A 17,386-nucleotide genomic window follows, 5' to 3' on the forward strand; every position below is an offset into this window, starting at 1 on the left:
GTAAAAAGTCCGAGATTTTCTCGGACTTTTTTTGTTCTATAAAACCAATCATAACCCAAAGTAGATTAATGATTTTAATTTTTACTTTCACGATTCAAATTTTGTGTTAATTAAATAAAAATAATCTTTTTTAACAATAAAACCTCAGTAAAACTTTATTAAATACTTAAAGATTAGGAGAACTTCAATTAATCAATTATTTTAGCAAATCGTAAAATTGAAGACAAACAACTAATGAAAAAAATTTTATTATCCACGCTTTTAGTGGTTATGCTTTTTCCTTTTAAAGTGAAAGCTGACGAAGGAATGTGGTTTTTGATGTTCATCGAACGTCTGAATCACCGTGATATGCAAAAACAAGGTTTACAATTAACTTCAGAAGAAATTTATAGTATCAACAATAACTCTTTAAAAGATGCTATTGTACAATTTGGTGGTGGATGTACTGCTGAAATAGTTTCTGGTCAAGGTTTAGTTTTGACAAATCACCACTGTGGTTATGGTGCTATTGCTGAATTATCTGCTCCAGAACATGATTACTTAAAAGATGGTTTTTGGGCAAAAGACAAAGCTGCTGAGTTAAAACCAAAAAGCTTAAAAGTACGTTTCTTCGTTCGCATGGATGATGTTTCTAAACGTATTTTAGGGGTTGTAAATGATAAAATGTCTGAGTTAGATCGTGAAAAAGCGATTAACCAAGAGATTGCAAAAATTGAAAAAGAGAACAGTGAAAACGGAAAATATGTTGTTTCTGTTCGTTCATTCTTTCAAGGAAATGAATATTACTATTTTGTTTACCAAGACTATGAAGATGTACGTTTAGTAGGAACACCTCCAAGTTCTATTGGAAAATATGGTGGAGATACAGATAACTGGGAATGGCCACGTCACACAGGAGATTTCTCTATGTTCCGCGTATATGGTGACAAAGATGGAAATCCTGCAGCTTATTCTACAAGCAATGTTCCGTTGCAACCAAAACATCATTTACCAGTTTCTTTAAAAGGATATCAACCAAATGATTTCGCTATGATTTTAGGTTACCCAGGTCGTACAAATCGTTGGATGCCAGCGCAAGGTGTTGCTCAAAATGTAGAGTACGCTTATCCTGCTTGGGTTGAAGCTTCTAAAGTTACAATGGATCAAATGAAAAAATATATGGAGCAAAATCAAAAAGTAAATATTGATTATGCTTCTAAATATGCTGGAGTTGCGAACTATTGGAAAAATCGTGATGGAATGATCGAAGCTTTAAAACTTCACGGAACTGTTGCGAAGAAAACAAAAGAAGAAGAAAAATTCAATAAATGGGCTCAAAAAGGAGCAAACAAAGCCGAATTTGGTGATGTTGTTTCGAATTTGAATAATTATTATGCGAAAACAAATTTAGATGCTCGTCATAACAATTACATCAACATTTTATTGCGTTACTCAACTTTAGCAAGTGCGCCATATTCTATTGGAAAAGCATTAGAAAACTATGCAGCAGCGAATGATGCAAAACGTGATGAAATGCGTCCGAAAATTCAGAATGCAATCAATGCTTATTACGAAAAAATGTATTTACCTTTAGAAAAAGATTTATTGGCTGCTCAATTAAATCTGTATGCTTCTAAAGCGAGCGAAGCTGGTTTAGCGCCTTATGTTGCTGATTTAGCGAAACAAAATAACAAGAACTTTACAGCTTATGTAAATGATGCTGTTGAAAGAAGTTTTTTCGCTGATCAAAAACAAGTTGAGAATTTCTTAATTTCTCCAGATGTAGAAGTCTTGAAAAAAGATCCTTTATATGTTTTGTCAAATGCTTTAGTAGAAAGAGCTTCTAAGCAAACTGATGAACAAGCAAAATTGAATGATGTTTATTCTAAAAACTTCCGTTTATTGGTAAAAGGTTTACGTGAGTCTAAAATTGGAAATATCTTATATCCAGACGCAAATTCTACGTTACGTTTAACTTACGGTTCTATTCAAAATTTACCAAAAAGTACAAATCCAAAACGTCAACCAGATGTTGCTTCTAACTATTTCACAACATTAGAAGGTACAGTTGCAAAACACATTGCAGGTGACGAAGAATTCGAAAATCCACAACGTTTATTAGATTTAGCGAAAGCAAAAGATTATGGACAATATGGAGATAAAGATGGATATTTACACGTAAATTTCTTATCAAACAATGATATTACAGGAGGTAACTCTGGTTCTCCAGTAATGAATGGTAAAGGTGAATTAATCGGTATTGCATTCGACGGAAACATTGAAGCAATGGCTGGTGACGTTATCTTCGATCCTAAATTACAACGTACGATATCTGTAGATATTCGTTACGTTTTATGGGTTGTTGATAAATTTGCTGGAGCAAAACACATCGTTGATGAAATGACAATTGTAAAATAAAATTTGAATCATATAATCTCTAAGGCTTCCTATTTTGGAAGCCTTTTTTTGTGGGAAAAATCTAAACAAATTACCTTTGTAAAAAATAAAAGTAAATGAAAGTTATTCCTCTTTTAGAAGGTGTTTTTCATGTTGATGCAAAAAAAGAGTTTCATTATTTAGGTGATGATATTGATGTTAAAAATCCCGCTGACGGATATAATTTGATTGTTCGTCCATTTTTGGTAAAAGTTGGAGAAGAAAATATTTTGATTGATTGTGGTTTCGGAACTGAAATAGATTGCGAACCAATTATTTTAAGAAAGTTACGCGAACATAATATTAATCCAAATCAAATTACGAAAGTATTAATTTCGCATTTACATAAAGATCATATCAACAGTATAGGAAGTTGGGTAGGAGAGCAGTTTGTATGTAATTTTCCTGATGCAAAAATCTATATTCAACAACGCGAATATGATTATGCGGTTGCTCAAACAGATAATTCTTATAATTATGAACGTTTAGAAAAGTTAAAATCATTCAAAAATATTGTATGGATGAATGATGATAGTGGAAATATAACGGATAATATCAAATTCGAAGTTACAGGAGGACACGTTCCTTTTCAACAAGTTTTTTGGATCAAAGAAAATGATGAAATTGTATTTTATGGAGCTGACAATCTACCTCAATTAAATTATTTTAAATATCATGCCGCTTTCAAGAATGATGCAGATGGTGTAAAAGCGATGGAAGATCGTTTGCGTTGGGAAGTTGATGCGAAAACAGAACATTGGAAAATACTTTTCTATCACGGAAAAAGAACAGATATAAAACAATTTTAGAAATTATATTATAAATGAAAAGCTTTGTATTTGCAAGGCTTTTTGTATTTGAATTATATTTCAGTTTAACTTCGAGTACCTTTGTTGATTTTAAAATTAATTGACATAAACTATGCTAAAACTCTTAAAAAGATATTAACGTTTTATGATTTGTTTTTTATGGATTTAATAAAAAGGTTTATTGAAAATACATTTATATAAAAAAATCCTCAACATGTGTTGAGGATTTCGTGTATAGTTTTTTACATTTTTTCTTCACTGTATTCACCAAGTAATGCATAATAGCCAAAGAGAGCCATTCCAATAACAATAATTGGTGTAAGGACAAATAGAATAATAATTCCGAATACTAAATCATCTTGCGAACCTGATGATAATTTTGGAATTCCAAATTCCATGATACAAAAGTAGGCTAAAACAAGTGATAATGCGATCCAAACGATTCCTAATATTTTTTTAATTGTTTCCATTTTTAATTAGTTTTTTAGTTAACATTTCTGTCTTTATTACTGATATAAATTGCTCCGATGATAAAACAAACAGCCGCAATTCCGATAGGATACCAAAGACCCTCTAAGTAAAACTGTGGATCTCCGTTGTTTTTGGCATTTGTTACCAAATAAGTAGAAACAGCAGGTAAAAGACCTCCAAAAATTCCGTTTCCTACGTGGTAAGGCAAAGACATTGATGTATATCTAATTTTAACAGGGAACATTTCTACTAAGAACGCAGCAATTGGACCATAAACCATTGTGATAAAAATAATTTGAATCCAGATAAGACCAACTAATTTCCATTTATCACCACTATTAATATGTGTCGATTTTTTAACAATTTCACTTACTTTTCCAGCCACAATTTTTGCTTGACCATTTTCTAAATGACGCGTTGTAACTTGTTTGTAAGTTGTACCATCTGTAAATGATTTTTGAATTGTATAAATAGAATCAGATTTTTCGTCAATATTTTTGATTTCAGTTTTTTCAATTGTTTGTGCTGCAATCACTTCCTTGTTTTCAAGATTTGTTGTTTGATACATTGATTCGTAAATTGGTCGATACGAGAATACTGCGACAATCATTCCGATTAACATCACCCATTTTCGACCAACTTTATCACTCAACCATCCAAAGAATACAAAGAAAGGTGTACCAAATAATAAAGCAATTCCTAACAAAGAATCTACTTGATCAGATTCTACATTCATCACCGTTTTCATGTAGCTCATCGAGTAAAACTGACCTGTATACCACACGACTCCTTGTCCCATTACAGCTCCAAAAAGTGCTAATAAAACGAATTTCATGTTGTAACGATTCCCGAAAGATTCTTTCAAAGGATTTTTAGAAGTTGTTCCTTCATCTTTTGCTTTTTTGAAAGCTGGCGATTCATCCATGTTTTTACGAATCAAATATGAGACGTAAACCATCAAAATTGATAAAATAAATGGAACTCGCCATCCCCATAGGTCAAATTGTTCTTCTGATAATAATGTTTTCGTTAATAAAATAACCAATAACGAAACAAATAAACCAACTGTAGCAGTCGTTTGTATCCAAGAAGTCCAATATCCTCTTTCTCCGTTTGGTGCGTGTTCTGCTACATATGTTGCAGCACCTCCATATTCGCCTCCAAGTGCTAAACCTTGTAATAAACGTAAGATTAATACTAATAAAGGTGCGATAAACCCGATTGATTCGTAAGATGGAATACATCCGATCAAAAAAGTTGCTCCCCCCATTAATACTAAAGTAGCCATAAACGTATATTTACGACCGATAATATCTCCTAATCGACCAAAGAATAATGCGCCAAATGGACGTACAACAAATCCAGCAGCAAATGTTGCTAAGGTTGATAAAAAGGCTGCTGTAGGATTATCAGCGGGAAAAAATTTAGTAGAAATTACAACAGCTAAACTTCCAAAAATAAAGAAGTCATACCATTCAATTAGCGTTCCCATAGAGGAAGCACCAATTACTTTCCAGATTGTTTTTTTGTTAGCAGTTTCGCTCATAAATAATGTGTTTTTGTGTTAATTCTTGTGTTTTTTTTATAATAATATCATTGCTTGTATTGTTATCATGTCGTCCATGTGTTTTGGTTGATCGAAAGATTTTTGATATTCTACAGAAATTTTAGCATTCTGACCATCAATGTACCAGTTTCCACCTAATTTTAATTCGTTTGCAGGTTTCACTAAACCTTTGAAATCTCTGTAAGAATATCCTACATACGGCTGAATTCTATTACGGAATTTCCCTTCTCCTTCTTTGATGTTTTTAGGCAATAAATACCCGACATGTCCAGAAAACTGATTTCCATCTCCTACAACATTTCCTTGTACATAATTTTCGCCCATGTCCGAATTTTGATATTTCGCATAAGCTGTTATCGAAGAAGATTTTCCGATTGGCGCATCATAAAAAGCATCAACAGCAAGATGAGTTACATTTTCTCCAATCAAATTATCATTTTCTTTTTTGACAATTGCATTACTTTGATTGAAAAATCCTGCTCCAATGTTAAATACTTTTTTAGTTCCTAAATAGGTTCCAACGCGATAAGGTAAAGCATTCGATTCTTGATCTAAGAATTGATAATCAAAATATCCTGAAACCGCATATTTTCCTTCTCCAAGTATCGCTTTTCCTAAATACTTTTCTTGTCCGTTTTCTAAAACTGTCGAAGAGTTTCCATCTAAAGTATTCGTAATAGCATCACTTAATGCTAAACGATAATTCAGTTTTCCAATTCGCCCTTTTGCAAACATTCCCAAATGATTTGAAAATTGATCAGACAAACCAAGTGTAGACCAGTCAGCTCTATTATTATCTAAGGTCAACATATTGATAGAACCTTGACCATTTCCACGAGAAATTCCACCAAAATTGTGAACTCCAGCACCAATTGCTAAATTGTTCGTTACCTTATATTGTAAAAACATTTCATGCAAGAAAAATGATACATCTGTACTTTTTCCCATCGGAGAAAGATTATTGTCATAGATTCCATTTGCACCAAAATGTGTTAAAATCATAAATCGATCATTGATTTGCGAATAAGCAAGAACACGCGCTCGTTTGATAGAAAATCCATCATTGGCGTGTTTTCCTTCGTAATCCTGAAACCAAGTTTGTCCCCAAAGAATAAATCGGACATATTTACTTCCTTCTGGATTTAATTTAACGACCAAACCGCCATCATATTCAGAAGCATATTGAGCCTTCAATTCCGTGGCTCCAAAAATGGATAGTAGAGCAAGTGCAACAAAAATTTTTTTCATTTTTTAATAAATGGTGTTAGTTGTACATTATTTGTGATTTTGTATTGACTTAATTAATAGACTTAAGTTTATCTAAAATAACGTATCGAATAATAATAATGCTTTTTTTGATAAAGAATTTCTTTTTTATTTTATTAGTGTAAATAATACGCTAATATTTTTTTTAATTTCTTAAGAAAATGTCAAGAAAAGTTTTAAGTTGATAATCTGAGATGAATTTATTTCAGAGAATTTATCAAAAAAAGATGCAATAATAGTCTTATTATTTATTAAATCAAGAAATAATTATTGATTAATTGATAAAGAATGGAAGTAATTTATTCTAAAATGTTATGATTTAGTAAAATATAATCTGAAATTATTTATTCTGATTAGAATAGTATAAGTAGAAAGCATAAAAAAGGTTTCGATTTTGTTCGAAACCTTTTTTTTAATTTATTGTAATTCCAAGATAATCTAATAATCCAACACAATTTTCTTTGGAAAACTGCGCACCTTTCAATTGATTATCATTCGGATTTATCGTGAAGTTATAAGCCGTTTTGAAGTTGGCTTGCTTTAAATTGGTCTGATAGAAAATAGCGTGAGCCAAATTGCAGTTCATAAAATAAGCTTGACTAAGATCTGCGAAAGAAAATTCTACATTTTGTAAAGAACAATTGCTAAACTTTGTTTTTTTTAGCGGTAATTCATAAAAAGATGAGTCGTTTAACGTACAATTTTCAAATGAAATGCTTAATCCAAATTTGTTCGAATTTTCGAGATTAAAACCTATCATTTTACAATTCATAAACTCAACTTGCTGAAAACTTGTGTTTTCTAAAGTTACATTACTCAAATTACATTCGATAAATTGACATTGAATAAATTTGATATCGCTTAAATCTAATCCATTCAAATCACAATTTATAAACTCGCAATTCTCGTATTCACCAGATATATTTTGATTTTCTGAGAAATTAATTTGTTCAAATTTTTCTTCGAAATGATAATCCATAAGTTATTTTTTTACGATTAAGTTTCTTAAGGCTAACCAGAAAATCATCACAATCATGTCAATATAAATAGTAACTTTTAGTTGATCGATTTGCGAACAAAGATTTTTTCCTGTTACAGTAGAAATACAAGTGTCAACTCCGTCGGTTTCATATTTTATACTAACCATAGTGTTAATAATCATGTAAAAAACAATTGGAATAATAAGAATAATTATCGCTAAAATAATGTTGTAATATCGTTTTGAGATCATAATTAATCTTCGAATGTAACTTCTATTTCTTGTCCAAATTGTAAGATATAACCATTGTTGTCGTAGATTGCAAACTCGTGCATATCCCATTCAAAGGTCTCAATTTCATATACAACTTCGCAATCATCTTTTACTTGATTCCACAACTCGTCTACGTTGTCTACAACAAAATAAAAAGAACCTGTGAAATTAGCTCGTTCAAAATCTGCTCCTTCATTTGGATAAGCCAACATAATTTCTACATCGTCTTTTTGCAAGCAAGCCCAAATCCAATCTTCATTTTGATCAGCAATCTTAAATCCTAATTTTTTATAGAATTTTGTTGTTTTTTGTAAATCTTTCGTCCAAATAATTGGGCGCAAACTTTTAAAAGCCATGTTATATTATTTTGGATAAAATTACTTCAATTTTTCTTAACTCTCAATTCCATTTTTAATGAAAATTAAGCTATTTATTCATATTATTTTACTGAAAGTTTATTCCATAAAAAAACTCCTAACACGTAGGAGTTTCATACTATAAATCAAAATTGATTTATGGATTATATTTTTTGTTTAATGCTTTCAAGATTGCCCAAGTTTCAGCATCTACAACTCCATCGTATTTTTCTGGACGGAAATGCATCTGAAATGCCACAATTGCATTTTTTGTTTGCGCGTCTATCATTCCATTTGTAGGAACGTTGTACCCATATTTCTTAAGATCAGTTTGCACTTGTGTGATAAAAACGGAACTTGTTGTATCCCAAGGATATTGTTGCATAAATACATACTTGTCTGTATCATCGTACCATGCACCAACACCGTAATCTGTATACAATTTTTTCCAAGGGAAAAGTGGACCCGGATCTGGTTTTCTTCCTGGCGCAACATCAGAATGCCCAATTACATTAAAAGGAGAAATATTATAACGTTTTACAATATCTTGTGTCAATTCACCTACTTTTTTGATTTGATAATCTGGATAAGGCGTGTAATTTGGATAAGCATCCGTTCCTTTGTTTCCAAGATTAACGATTTCGATACCAATAGAAGAAAAGTTTATATTATCCAATCCTTTCCAACTACTAACACCTGCATGCCATGCACGTTTTGTTTCGTCAACTAAAAGATTAATTGTTTTGTCATCATAATCATTTACCAAATAATGCGCACTTACATCTTTCTGAGTCAATACTTTTAACGATAACTCTGTGTTGATTGCTGTGTAGTGTAACACCAAAAATCGTACACGTTCATCTTGCGAGATAGATGGATAATAATCTGTTGTTACCTTGTACTTGTCGAGTTTTGCAGCTCGAGTCATTTCCGGTTGATCTGTTTTTGAATTGATAATGACTGTGTCACGAATTACTTTTGTAATTGTTTTTGGTGGAACTGTTTTAGTTGCACAACTAGCCAAAATAAAAAAACAAGAAATTGCCGAAAATACTAATCCTTTAAAATTCATTCTTTTAGTTCTAAATAGTCTTTTGAATAGCCAAAATTAAGCCAAATAATTTAATTTTTTTTCTAAAAAGACTTGTTTTGCAATAAAAGTCAATATATATTTGCAACCGCTTTATGAGACTAATCAGTCTTATTTTTAAAAGTTAGGAGAGGTGCCAGAGCGGTAATGGAGCAGATTGCTAATCTGTCATCGGGAAACCGATGCCAGGGTTCGAGTCCCTGTCTCTCCGCTTTTTTAAAGCTAGAAATAAAACACCACTCGGGGTGTAGCGTAGCCCGGTCATCGCGCCTGCTTTGGGAGCAGGAGGTCGCAGGTTCGAATCCTGCCACCCCGACGAATTTTAGTAATAGAATTTTGGATTGGTCCAGTAGCTCAGCTGGATAGAGCAACTGCCTTCTAAGCAGTAGGTCTCAGGTTCGAATCCTGACTGGATCACAATCTAAAGAAAACCCATACTGATAATCAGTATGGGTTTTTTGTTTATTACTGCTTCAATACAATCAAATTTTAAGCAAAATTGTAAATCACTATTTTCAGTGAGATGCTTTCTGTAAAGTTTACTTATTTTTATTCAAATAAATTGTATGAATCAGCCAACCAAAATCAACATATCAAGAGTATTTATAGGATTGACAATATTCTTCTTTCTATGCTTTATTGTTATGTATAGTATTGATGGAACTGAAATAGCAAGAAATCAAAATTTTATGTTCGATTTTATAGCTATTACTGGATTTGGGTCTTTTATTTTATGTCCACTTTTTTCAGTAATATCCATTATTTTTAACTATAAAAATAGGATATTATATCTTGTATTACTTTTAAGTTTTATTCCTTTTTTTGGAATTTTAAAACTATTTGAAGGTGCTAATTTCGGAGGAAGTTTTTAATAAATTTTCGTCTTTTATTGATTTTTCAAAAAACGAAGATTCATAAAGATACTAAAAAGTTAGAATAATTATAAAAAAAACATTTTTTGTGTCCGTATTTGTCCTATCATTATTTATTCAATTAGTAAAAAGAAAAATTCTTTTTTATGCCTCTATTTATCATCGTTTTGAGCGATATGAATTTTTAGTTGTTTTTTAGTTTGTTCGATTGTTGTTCGACCATTCTTCGACCGTTGTTCGACGAAACGGCATTTTCGTCGAACAACGGTCGAAGAAACCTCGAAGGAAAGTAGGAGAAAAAATGTAGAATTCTATTTTTTCAACAATGGATATTGTGTTGTTATTTAATTGTGTTTTTAGAGAAAATTATTTCAGCATATTATTGTAAAAAATCTTTTCCTTTTTCACTCAATTGTTTAAAGTTAATTGCAGGAATAGTTGGATTCAATTTAGATTTGAAATTAGTCACACTTGGCGTTTCAAAAAAATCTAATTCGTACAAACCATCTTCCACGAATTGACAATCATCGGTTAAAATATAGATTTTAGGAAAACTTGGTTTTCGTTCTATTTTTACTTTTTTGATGTTATTTTGATCAGTAAAAACTTCTCCTTTCTTTGTGTTCGCCATTGTTTCTTATTTAGAGAACAAATTTCTTAATAAAATTGAATATTTAAAAAATCAATCCGTAATATTCAAAATATTTCTACCTTCGTTACAAATAAAACCACGTGAAATATACAATTCAAGCAATACTTTTGTTTTTTGTTTTAGGATTAACAAGTTGTTTACCAACCAAAACAGTTTCCGAAACTAAAGTTGTGACTTCAGAAATTAGCGATTTGTCGGGTAAATGGAATATAAATGATGGAGGAGATTACATTATTTTTGAAGATGCAACGAAAAAAATGGTAATGAAAACGGTTTGCGGAATTATTACGGCTGATTATACCAAAATAGATCAAGCTATAATTTTTAATCATTTAAAACAAGTGAATTCTGATTGCGAAATTCCTCAAAATTTGATTCAAAATTTGCAAAAAACTGCATATTTTATAGTAAAATCATCAAATCAAATTACTTTTTATGATGAAGCTCATCAAGAAAAGTTAACTTTGAAATTAATAAAGTAAATCGCCTAGAAAAATATATTATGCTTAGCATAATTTTTTATTAAATTTGTCTAAATTTCTAATGTTGAAGAAAATTTTAAGTTATCCGTTATCTATAATCTTTTATATTTTTTATGGATTAACGTTGTTGGTAATGCATGTTGTGCAATGGTTGTGCTACAATTTGGGAGGTTATGCTGCTCATCACAAAAGTGTAAAAGTGATGAATGGTCTTTTGGTTTTTTGGACAAGAATTTTAGGTACAACGTATACCTATAAAGGAAGAGAAAATTTGAAACAAAATGTACCATTGATTTTTGTGAGTAATCACCAAAGTATGTATGATATTTCTCCGTTGGAATATGATTTGGCTGATTATCATCCTAAGTTTATTTCGAAAATAGAATTGGGAAAAGGAATTCCCAGTGTATCGTACAATTTAACGCATGGAGGTTCTGCATTAATCGATCGTAAGAACGGAAAACAAGCAATAGAGGAAATAAAAAAATTAGCGCAATACATTCAGAAAAATAATTATTCAGCTATTATTTTTCCAGAAGGTACAAGAAGCAAAAATGGAGTACCAAAGGCTTTCAAAGAAAATGGATTGAAAGTTTTGACGAAATATGCTAAAGACGCTTATGTTGTTCCCGTTACGCTAAATAATACGTGGGAAATAGAAAAGTGGGGTAAATTCCCGATGTATTTGGGCGCGAAAGTAACGATACAATACCATAAACCCTTAAAAGTGAGTGACTATAAGTTTGATGAAATATTCGAGCTTACCGAAAAAACTGTAAAAAGTAGTATAACCGCATAAAATAATTATATGTCAATAAATAATGTTCGCCTGGAAGTAATGCAATTTCTTGAGAAAGATATTGATGCTTATATGGACAAATTCTTAGTTCCAGCCGATAAAATTTGGCAACCAACAGATTTTTTACCGAATTCTCAAACAGATTCTTTTTTTGACGAAATCAAAGAATTACAAGAGCTTTCGAAAGATTTGCCAGATGATTTCTGGATTACATTGATTGGTGATACCATTACCGAGGAAGCTTTGCCAACCTACGAATCTTGGTTGATGCAAATGGACGGTGTGGTAGATGAAGAAGGAAATTACCTAGAAAATGGTTGGGCAAAATGGATTCGCCATTGGACAGGAGAGGAAAATCGTCACGGTGATGTTTTGAATAAATTTTTGTATTTATCAGGACGTATCAATATGCGCGAGGTTGAAGTAACAACGCAACATTTGATAAATGACGGTTTCGACATTGGAACAGCACACGATCCTTACAAAAACTTTGTTTACACAAGTTTTCAAGAATTAGCAACTTATGTATCGCACAATAATGTATCAGCAATTGCAAAAAAATACGGAGCGAAAAAATTATCGCGTATGTGTAAAATTATTGCAGGAGATGAAATGCGTCACCATTTAGCTTACACAGAGTTCGTTCGTCGTATCTTCGAAGCTGATCCTTCTGAAATGATGTTAGCTGTTCAACATATGTTCAAACTTAAAATTGTAATGCCAGCGCATTTCTTAAGAGCTTCTGGTGAAGAAAGAGGAACTTTGTTTGATGCGTTTTCAGATGCAGCGCAACGCATTGGTGTGTACACAGCGTTTGATTACATCGATATTATGCGAAAATTAATTGAAGCTTGGCAATTAGATAAAATCTCTGGATTGAATGCTGAGGCTGAAAAAGCAAGAGATTATATCATGAAATTCCCAGATAGAATGGATAGAATTTCGCAACGTATTGTAATTCCTGAAGTAGGACCACAATTCAAGTGGTTAGTTCCTGCGACAGCTAAATAGAAAATCAATTTTATTAAGATGTATATCAAGATTGTTTTACTTTTTCTATTTATAATTTCATGTTCAAATATTGATAGGTTAAATTATCCATCTAATATTAATGAAATTAAAGAAGTTATATTAGAAAGACCTGATAGTAATTCAAATGGAAAATTTTCAGAAATAAAACAATTAAATGACAATCAGATAAAACAACTTTTAGTTATTTTAAATAAAGCTAAACAAATAGATTCTAAAAATTTTGATGAAGATTTTCAAATTATTTTTTCAACAGAGTCTGGAACTAAAAGAATTATGGTAAGGGGTAATAAAATTAAAAATTTTGATAGTAATAAAGTTTATCAAATACCGAATGTAGATTATTTGAATAATTTTTGAAAATCACATATAATCAAAATCATATAAAAAAAGGCAATTCAAAATCGAATTGCCTCTTTTTATTTAGTAACTTTAACCAACAAAGAAATTAAAAACAACTGCTTATGGACGATTTTATTGCTGCCAGAAGTCAAATGGCGATGTCGTTAGCCTTTCACATTGTTTTTTCGTGTGTCGGGATGGTGATGCCGTTTATGATGGCAATTGCTCACTACAAATACCTCAGAACTAAAAAAAAAATTTACAAAGGACTAACTAAAGCGTGGAGTAAAGGAGTTGCAATTTTGTTCGCTACAGGAGCAGTTTCAGGAACTATGCTTTCGTTTGAGTTAGGGTTATTGTTTCCTAAATTTATGGAACACGCTGGACCAATTTTCGGAATGCCATTTTCGTTAGAAGGAACAGCTTTTTTTATTGAAGCTATTGCTTTAGGTTTTTTCCTTTATGGTTGGGACAAATTCAATAAATGGTTTCATTGGATTTGTGGTGTAATTGTAGGGATTAGTGGTTTAGCTTCAGGGATTTTGGTTGTTGCTGCAAATGCTTGGATGAATTCTCCGTCAGGTTTCGATTTTATAAATGGCGAATATTTAAACATAGATCCTGTAAAAGCTATGTTCAACGATGCGTGGTTTTCTCAAGCTTTACACATGACGATTGCTGCTTTTTGTGCAACTGGTTTTGCTGTTGCTGGTTTACATGCTTATCTTATTTTGAAAGGTAAGAATGTGAATTTTCATCGAGAAGCATTCAAAATTAGTTCTGTATTGGCTATTACTGCGGCGTTATTAGCACCTCTTAGTGGAGATATTTCGGCAAAAGATGTAGCGAAGCGTCAACCAATTAAATTAGCTGCAATGGAAGCGCATTTCAAAACAGAAGAAAGTGCTGCGTTTGTTTTGGGTGGAATAGTGGACGAGTCAAAAGAAGAAATCAAATACGCGATAAAAGTTCCGGGTGTGTTAAGTTTCTTGGTTCATTCAGATTTCAAAACACCTGTAAAAGGTCTAGAAGAATTTCCGAAAGATGAATGGCCGCCTGTGGCAGTTGTACATTATGCATTTCAGATTATGATAACATTCGGAATGTTGATGATGGGAATAGCTGTGATTTATTTGATTGCGCAATTCTTTAAGAAAGATTGGCGAACAAAACGATGGTTTTATAAATTGTTTATGATTGCGACACCTTTTGGATATATCGCTTTAGAAGCAGGCTGGACGGTAACAGAAGTTGGTCGTCAGCCGTGGATTATTTACGGAATTATGCGAACGGTAGATTCCATCACGCCAATGCCAGGAATACAATATTCGTTTTACATTTTCACATTTGTCTTCATCACATTGTCCATTATTTTGGTGTTCTTAATGAATCGACAAATACAAATGGTTGCGAAGCTTTACGATCCAGAAGATCCAAATTATAAACCAGAAAAACATTAAGTATGATTTACGTAGTAATAGCATTTTTGTGGGTTGCCATCTGTTTATATTTAATTTTAGGAGGAGCAGATTTCGGTGCTGGAATTGTCGAATTGTTCTCTGAAAAGAGTTACAAAAAACGTACGCAGAAGATTATGTACAATTCGATTGGACCAATTTGGGAGGCAAATCACATGTGGTTAATCATTGTCATTGTTATTTTATTTGTTGGTTTTCCTAAGATGTATGCAGAAATCTCAAATTATTTGCACATCCCGTTAGTAATCATGTTATTGGGAATTATTGCAAGAGGAACATCGTTTACTTTCAGAAATTATGATGCAATTAATGATAAATGGCACAATTTGTATGATGTCATTTTTACTTATTCAAGTGTTGTAACACCTTTGTTTTTGGGCATAATAGCAGGATCTATCGTTTCGGGAAGTATTGATGATAATGCACTTTCGTTTCAAGATGCTTATATTTTTTCGTGGCTAAGTTGGTTTAATTTTTCAGTTGGAATTTTCACTGTTGTGATTTGTGCTTTCTTGGCTTCGGTTTATTCAATTCAAACTGTTAAAAAGGAAGAAGATAAAGTGATTTTAAGAAAACGTGCGAAGCTTTATACAGCTTTAATTTTTGTTGCTGGTGCATTGGTATTTGCAGTTTCACTTTGGAAAAACCTTCCATTATTTAGTTGGATAACATCAGAAATTTACGGTTATATCGCAATTACAATTGCTTCAATTTCGATTGTATTATTACTTTCAGCCTTAAATAAAGCGAAGGATTCTTTGTTGAAAGTTTACGCAGGAATTATTGTGATGATGATTTTATTTGCGGCAACTTATTCGCATTTTCCAAATTTGGTATTATTTAAAGATGGTTCAACATTATCTTTATTAACAGATTACGGTGCGTTGAGTACGATAAATATGTTAGCTTGGGCATTATTACTCGGCTCGATATTTATTTTACCATTCTTGTTTTACTTGATTTATTCATTCAATCAAAAACAAAAAATATAAATATCCGTTCCAAATTTTATTACAAACATACTTGTTTGTAATGTTTGTCAAGAAGATTTTATTACAAACACATCTGTTTACAATCAACTGAGTCCTCGGGATAGGATAAACATAGCTGTTTGTAATTAACCGAGCCTTAGAAAAGAACAAGTGAATTTGATAAATGAAATAAATCTATTTAAATCTTTAGAACAAGGATGATAAGAGAAGAGCCTTATTTCAATTCGAAATAAGGCTCTTTTATTTTAATTATGTTTTGCTTGCCATTCAGCAATTTCTTGCTCATTCAGCAAACAAGAGTTTAATTCTTGTGTAACTTTTTCTTTATCCAAACCTTGTCCAATGAAAACAAGTTCTATCATTCGATCTCCCCATTCTTTCGACCATTTGGCTTCAATCGTTTTTTGATTAAATTGATACGCTGCAAACTGAATTCTTTCGTCATATGGCATCGAGCACCACCAAGCCCCCGCAGGATCAATTCGGATACTACCACCAGCTTGACTCAAGAAAATAGCTTCATCAGGACGATTTGCTAACCAAAATAAACCTTTTGAACGGTAAATTGTTGCTGGAAAATTATCATTCAAATAGGTTAAAAAACGTTCTGCATGAAATGGAATTTTTTGTCTGTAAACAAAAGAAGTCATTCCATATTTTTCTTCCAAATGATCGTGGTGTTCGTGTGTACAATGTTCGCCACATTCTTGATCATGGTCGTGATGATGGTGATGGTGATGTTCCTCTTTTTCTTGCTCTTCTAATAATTTTACCCAGGCGTCTATATCCTGAATTTTTTCGAAATCGAATAGATTGGTATTCAAAATTTCAGTTAATTCAACGTGAGAAAAACTTGCAGGAATTATTTTAGCAGAAGGATTTAATTTTGTCACAAACGCTTCAATATTCATCAACGTTTCTTCTTCAACCAAATCCATTTTATTTAGAATAATCACATTCGAAAATTCAATTTGATCGATTAAAAGATTTACAATCGGACGATTATCGTCTCTATTTTCTGTGAAACCACGATCAAAAACATCTTCATCAGTTCCTAAATTTTTGAAGAAATTATAAGCGTCAACTACAGTTACCAACGTATCTAAACGCGCAACTTTTGGCAAATCAATTTTACCATCTGGCGAAACAAAATCCAATGACTGCGCAATAGGACCTGGATCAGAAATACCAGAACTTTCGATAACCAAATAATCATATTTCCCTGATTGTGCCAACTTCTCTATTTCTACGATCAAATCTTCTCGTAATTCACAACAAACGCAACCGTTGCTTAATTCAACCAATTTTTCATCCGTTTGAATTAAATCATTTTCGCGAGAAACCATTTGCGCATCAATATTTACTGCGCCCATATCGTTCACGATAACTGCTACTTTTAGTCCTTTTTTATTGTGTAATATATGATTAAGAAGTGTCGTTTTTCCGCTTCCAAGAAATCCAGAAAGTACCGTTACAGGTAGTCTATTTTTCATAATTTATGCTTAAAAATATGC

At 31.9% G+C, this 17,386-nt stretch carries 18 protein-coding genes and 3 tRNA genes; 12 read left to right on the forward strand and 9 right to left on the reverse strand.

Features of this window, described 5'->3' with window-relative positions; all coding sequences use genetic code 11:
• Positions 1-234: 234 nt before the first annotated feature.
• Both ACTS9J_RS07110 and ACTS9J_RS07115 read left to right on the forward strand, forming a co-directional pair.
• A complete protein-coding gene (locus ACTS9J_RS07110; RefSeq protein ID WP_448353076.1) occupies positions 235-2,397 on the forward strand; it encodes a S46 family peptidase in 2,163 nt (720 codons plus the stop codon).
• Positions 2,398-2,492: 95 nt separating this feature from the next.
• Positions 2,493-3,224 carry an MBL fold metallo-hydrolase gene (locus ACTS9J_RS07115; RefSeq protein WP_416410010.1) on the forward strand — a complete coding sequence of 244 codons (732 nt, stop codon included), beginning with the start codon at positions 2,493-2,495 and terminating at the stop codon, positions 3,222-3,224.
• A gap of 242 nt (positions 3,225-3,466) precedes the next feature.
• Here ACTS9J_RS07115 and ACTS9J_RS07120 read toward each other — a convergent pair whose 3' ends face one another.
• The 7 genes from ACTS9J_RS07120 to ACTS9J_RS07150 form a co-directional block, all read right to left on the reverse strand.
• Positions 3,467-3,694: a DUF6814 family protein gene (locus ACTS9J_RS07120; RefSeq protein ID WP_125350389.1), complete on the reverse strand. Its 228-nt coding sequence runs from the start codon at positions 3,692-3,694 to the stop codon at positions 3,467-3,469.
• Between the two features lie 14 nt (positions 3,695-3,708).
• Positions 3,709-5,241, reverse strand: coding sequence for an MFS transporter (locus ACTS9J_RS07125; protein ID WP_221855797.1), 1,533 nt, complete (start codon positions 5,239-5,241; stop codon positions 3,709-3,711).
• A 36-nt stretch (positions 5,242-5,277) separates the two neighbouring features.
• Entirely contained in the window at positions 5,278-6,510 is a 1,233-nt protein-coding gene (locus ACTS9J_RS07130) for a hypothetical protein (RefSeq protein ID WP_291091685.1), read from the reverse strand.
• Between the two features lie 430 nt (positions 6,511-6,940).
• Positions 6,941-7,507 carry a pentapeptide repeat-containing protein gene (locus ACTS9J_RS07135; RefSeq protein WP_291063420.1) on the reverse strand — a complete coding sequence of 189 codons (567 nt, stop codon included), beginning with the start codon at positions 7,505-7,507 and terminating at the stop codon, positions 6,941-6,943.
• Between the two features lie 3 nt (positions 7,508-7,510).
• A complete protein-coding gene (locus tag ACTS9J_RS07140) occupies positions 7,511-7,690 on the reverse strand; it encodes a hypothetical protein (protein ID WP_185655206.1) in 180 nt (59 codons plus the stop codon).
• Between the two features lie 71 nt (positions 7,691-7,761).
• Entirely contained in the window at positions 7,762-8,136 is a 375-nt protein-coding gene (locus tag ACTS9J_RS07145; RefSeq protein ID WP_313254203.1) for a VOC family protein, read from the reverse strand.
• Between the two features lie 157 nt (positions 8,137-8,293).
• Positions 8,294-9,208: an N-acetylmuramoyl-L-alanine amidase gene (locus tag ACTS9J_RS07150; protein WP_114999956.1), complete on the reverse strand. Its 915-nt coding sequence runs from the start codon at positions 9,206-9,208 to the stop codon at positions 8,294-8,296.
• Between the two features lie 145 nt (positions 9,209-9,353).
• Between ACTS9J_RS07150 and ACTS9J_RS07155 the strand changes: the two genes are divergently transcribed.
• The 4 genes from ACTS9J_RS07155 to ACTS9J_RS07170 all read left to right on the forward strand — a co-directional run bounded on the left by ACTS9J_RS07155 (position 9,354) and on the right by ACTS9J_RS07170 (position 10,098).
• Positions 9,354-9,437 (forward strand) — tRNA-Ser (locus ACTS9J_RS07155).
• A 30-nt stretch (positions 9,438-9,467) separates the two neighbouring features.
• Positions 9,468-9,542: transfer RNA gene (locus ACTS9J_RS07160), tRNA-Pro, on the forward strand.
• 27 nt (positions 9,543-9,569) lie between these two features.
• Positions 9,570-9,643 (forward strand) — tRNA-Arg (locus ACTS9J_RS07165).
• Between the two features lie 149 nt (positions 9,644-9,792).
• Entirely contained in the window at positions 9,793-10,098 is a 306-nt protein-coding gene (locus tag ACTS9J_RS07170) for a hypothetical protein (RefSeq protein WP_180906354.1), read from the forward strand.
• Between the two features lie 379 nt (positions 10,099-10,477).
• Here the strand turns inward: ACTS9J_RS07170 and ACTS9J_RS07175 are convergent, their stop codons facing one another.
• Entirely contained in the window at positions 10,478-10,729 is a 252-nt protein-coding gene (locus ACTS9J_RS07175) for a hypothetical protein (protein ID WP_219034183.1), read from the reverse strand.
• A gap of 101 nt (positions 10,730-10,830) precedes the next feature.
• Between ACTS9J_RS07175 and ACTS9J_RS07180 the strand changes: the two genes are divergently transcribed.
• The 6 genes from ACTS9J_RS07180 to ACTS9J_RS07205 all read left to right on the forward strand — a co-directional run bounded on the left by ACTS9J_RS07180 (position 10,831) and on the right by ACTS9J_RS07205 (position 15,872).
• On the forward strand, positions 10,831-11,232 hold the full coding sequence (locus tag ACTS9J_RS07180) for a hypothetical protein (protein WP_416410008.1): 402 nt from the start codon (positions 10,831-10,833) through the stop codon (positions 11,230-11,232).
• 64 nt (positions 11,233-11,296) lie between these two features.
• Positions 11,297-12,031: a lysophospholipid acyltransferase family protein gene (locus ACTS9J_RS07185; protein ID WP_125350403.1), complete on the forward strand. Its 735-nt coding sequence runs from the start codon at positions 11,297-11,299 to the stop codon at positions 12,029-12,031.
• A 9-nt stretch (positions 12,032-12,040) separates the two neighbouring features.
• Positions 12,041-13,042, forward strand: a complete 1,002-nt coding sequence (locus ACTS9J_RS07190; protein WP_125350395.1) for an acyl-ACP desaturase — start codon at positions 12,041-12,043, stop codon at positions 13,040-13,042.
• 18 nt (positions 13,043-13,060) lie between these two features.
• Positions 13,061-13,420 carry a hypothetical protein gene (locus ACTS9J_RS07195; RefSeq protein ID WP_125350396.1) on the forward strand — a complete coding sequence of 120 codons (360 nt, stop codon included), beginning with the start codon at positions 13,061-13,063 and terminating at the stop codon, positions 13,418-13,420.
• A 104-nt stretch (positions 13,421-13,524) separates the two neighbouring features.
• A complete protein-coding gene (locus ACTS9J_RS07200; RefSeq protein WP_448353077.1) occupies positions 13,525-14,862 on the forward strand; it encodes a cytochrome ubiquinol oxidase subunit I in 1,338 nt (445 codons plus the stop codon).
• A 2-nt stretch (positions 14,863-14,864) separates the two neighbouring features.
• On the forward strand, positions 14,865-15,872 hold the full coding sequence (locus tag ACTS9J_RS07205) for a cytochrome d ubiquinol oxidase subunit II (protein WP_448353078.1): 1,008 nt from the start codon (positions 14,865-14,867) through the stop codon (positions 15,870-15,872).
• A gap of 245 nt (positions 15,873-16,117) precedes the next feature.
• Here ACTS9J_RS07205 and ACTS9J_RS07210 read toward each other — a convergent pair whose 3' ends face one another.
• Entirely contained in the window at positions 16,118-17,365 is a 1,248-nt protein-coding gene (locus ACTS9J_RS07210; RefSeq protein WP_284583857.1) for a GTP-binding protein, read from the reverse strand.
• Positions 17,366-17,386: the final 21 nt, after the last annotated feature.

The sequence above is a fragment of the Empedobacter sp. ULE_I140 genome (assembly GCF_053482575.1).

Excerpts from the sequence above, each read along its gene's own strand:
- ACTS9J_RS07190 (WP_125350395.1), top strand. The coding sequence starts at position 12,041 with ATGTCAATAAATAATGTTCGCCTGGAAGTAATGCAATTTCTTGAGAAA.
- ACTS9J_RS07120 (WP_125350389.1), bottom strand. The coding sequence starts at position 3,694 with ATGGAAACAATTAAAAAAATATTAGGAATCGTTTGGATCGCATTATCA.
- ACTS9J_RS07115 (WP_416410010.1), top strand. The coding sequence starts at position 2,493 with ATGAAAGTTATTCCTCTTTTAGAAGGTGTTTTTCATGTTGATGCAAAA.
- ACTS9J_RS07140 (WP_185655206.1), bottom strand. The coding sequence starts at position 7,690 with ATGATTATTAACACTATGGTTAGTATAAAATATGAAACCGACGGAGTT.
- ACTS9J_RS07205 (WP_448353078.1), top strand. The coding sequence starts at position 14,865 with ATGATTTACGTAGTAATAGCATTTTTGTGGGTTGCCATCTGTTTATAT.
- ACTS9J_RS07200 (WP_448353077.1), top strand. The coding sequence starts at position 13,525 with ATGGACGATTTTATTGCTGCCAGAAGTCAAATGGCGATGTCGTTAGCC.
- ACTS9J_RS07195 (WP_125350396.1), top strand. The coding sequence starts at position 13,061 with ATGTATATCAAGATTGTTTTACTTTTTCTATTTATAATTTCATGTTCA.
- ACTS9J_RS07125 (WP_221855797.1), bottom strand. The coding sequence starts at position 5,241 with ATGAGCGAAACTGCTAACAAAAAAACAATCTGGAAAGTAATTGGTGCT.
- ACTS9J_RS07210 (WP_284583857.1), bottom strand. The coding sequence starts at position 17,365 with ATGAAAAATAGACTACCTGTAACGGTACTTTCTGGATTTCTTGGAAGC.
- ACTS9J_RS07175 (WP_219034183.1), bottom strand. The coding sequence starts at position 10,729 with ATGGCGAACACAAAGAAAGGAGAAGTTTTTACTGATCAAAATAACATC.
- ACTS9J_RS07130 (WP_291091685.1), bottom strand. The coding sequence starts at position 6,510 with ATGAAAAAAATTTTTGTTGCACTTGCTCTACTATCCATTTTTGGAGCC.
- ACTS9J_RS07135 (WP_291063420.1), bottom strand. The coding sequence starts at position 7,507 with ATGGATTATCATTTCGAAGAAAAATTTGAACAAATTAATTTCTCAGAA.
- ACTS9J_RS07145 (WP_313254203.1), bottom strand. The coding sequence starts at position 8,136 with ATGGCTTTTAAAAGTTTGCGCCCAATTATTTGGACGAAAGATTTACAA.
- ACTS9J_RS07170 (WP_180906354.1), top strand. The coding sequence starts at position 9,793 with ATGAATCAGCCAACCAAAATCAACATATCAAGAGTATTTATAGGATTG.
- ACTS9J_RS07110 (WP_448353076.1), top strand. The coding sequence starts at position 235 with ATGAAAAAAATTTTATTATCCACGCTTTTAGTGGTTATGCTTTTTCCT.
- ACTS9J_RS07150 (WP_114999956.1), bottom strand. The coding sequence starts at position 9,208 with ATGAATTTTAAAGGATTAGTATTTTCGGCAATTTCTTGTTTTTTTATT.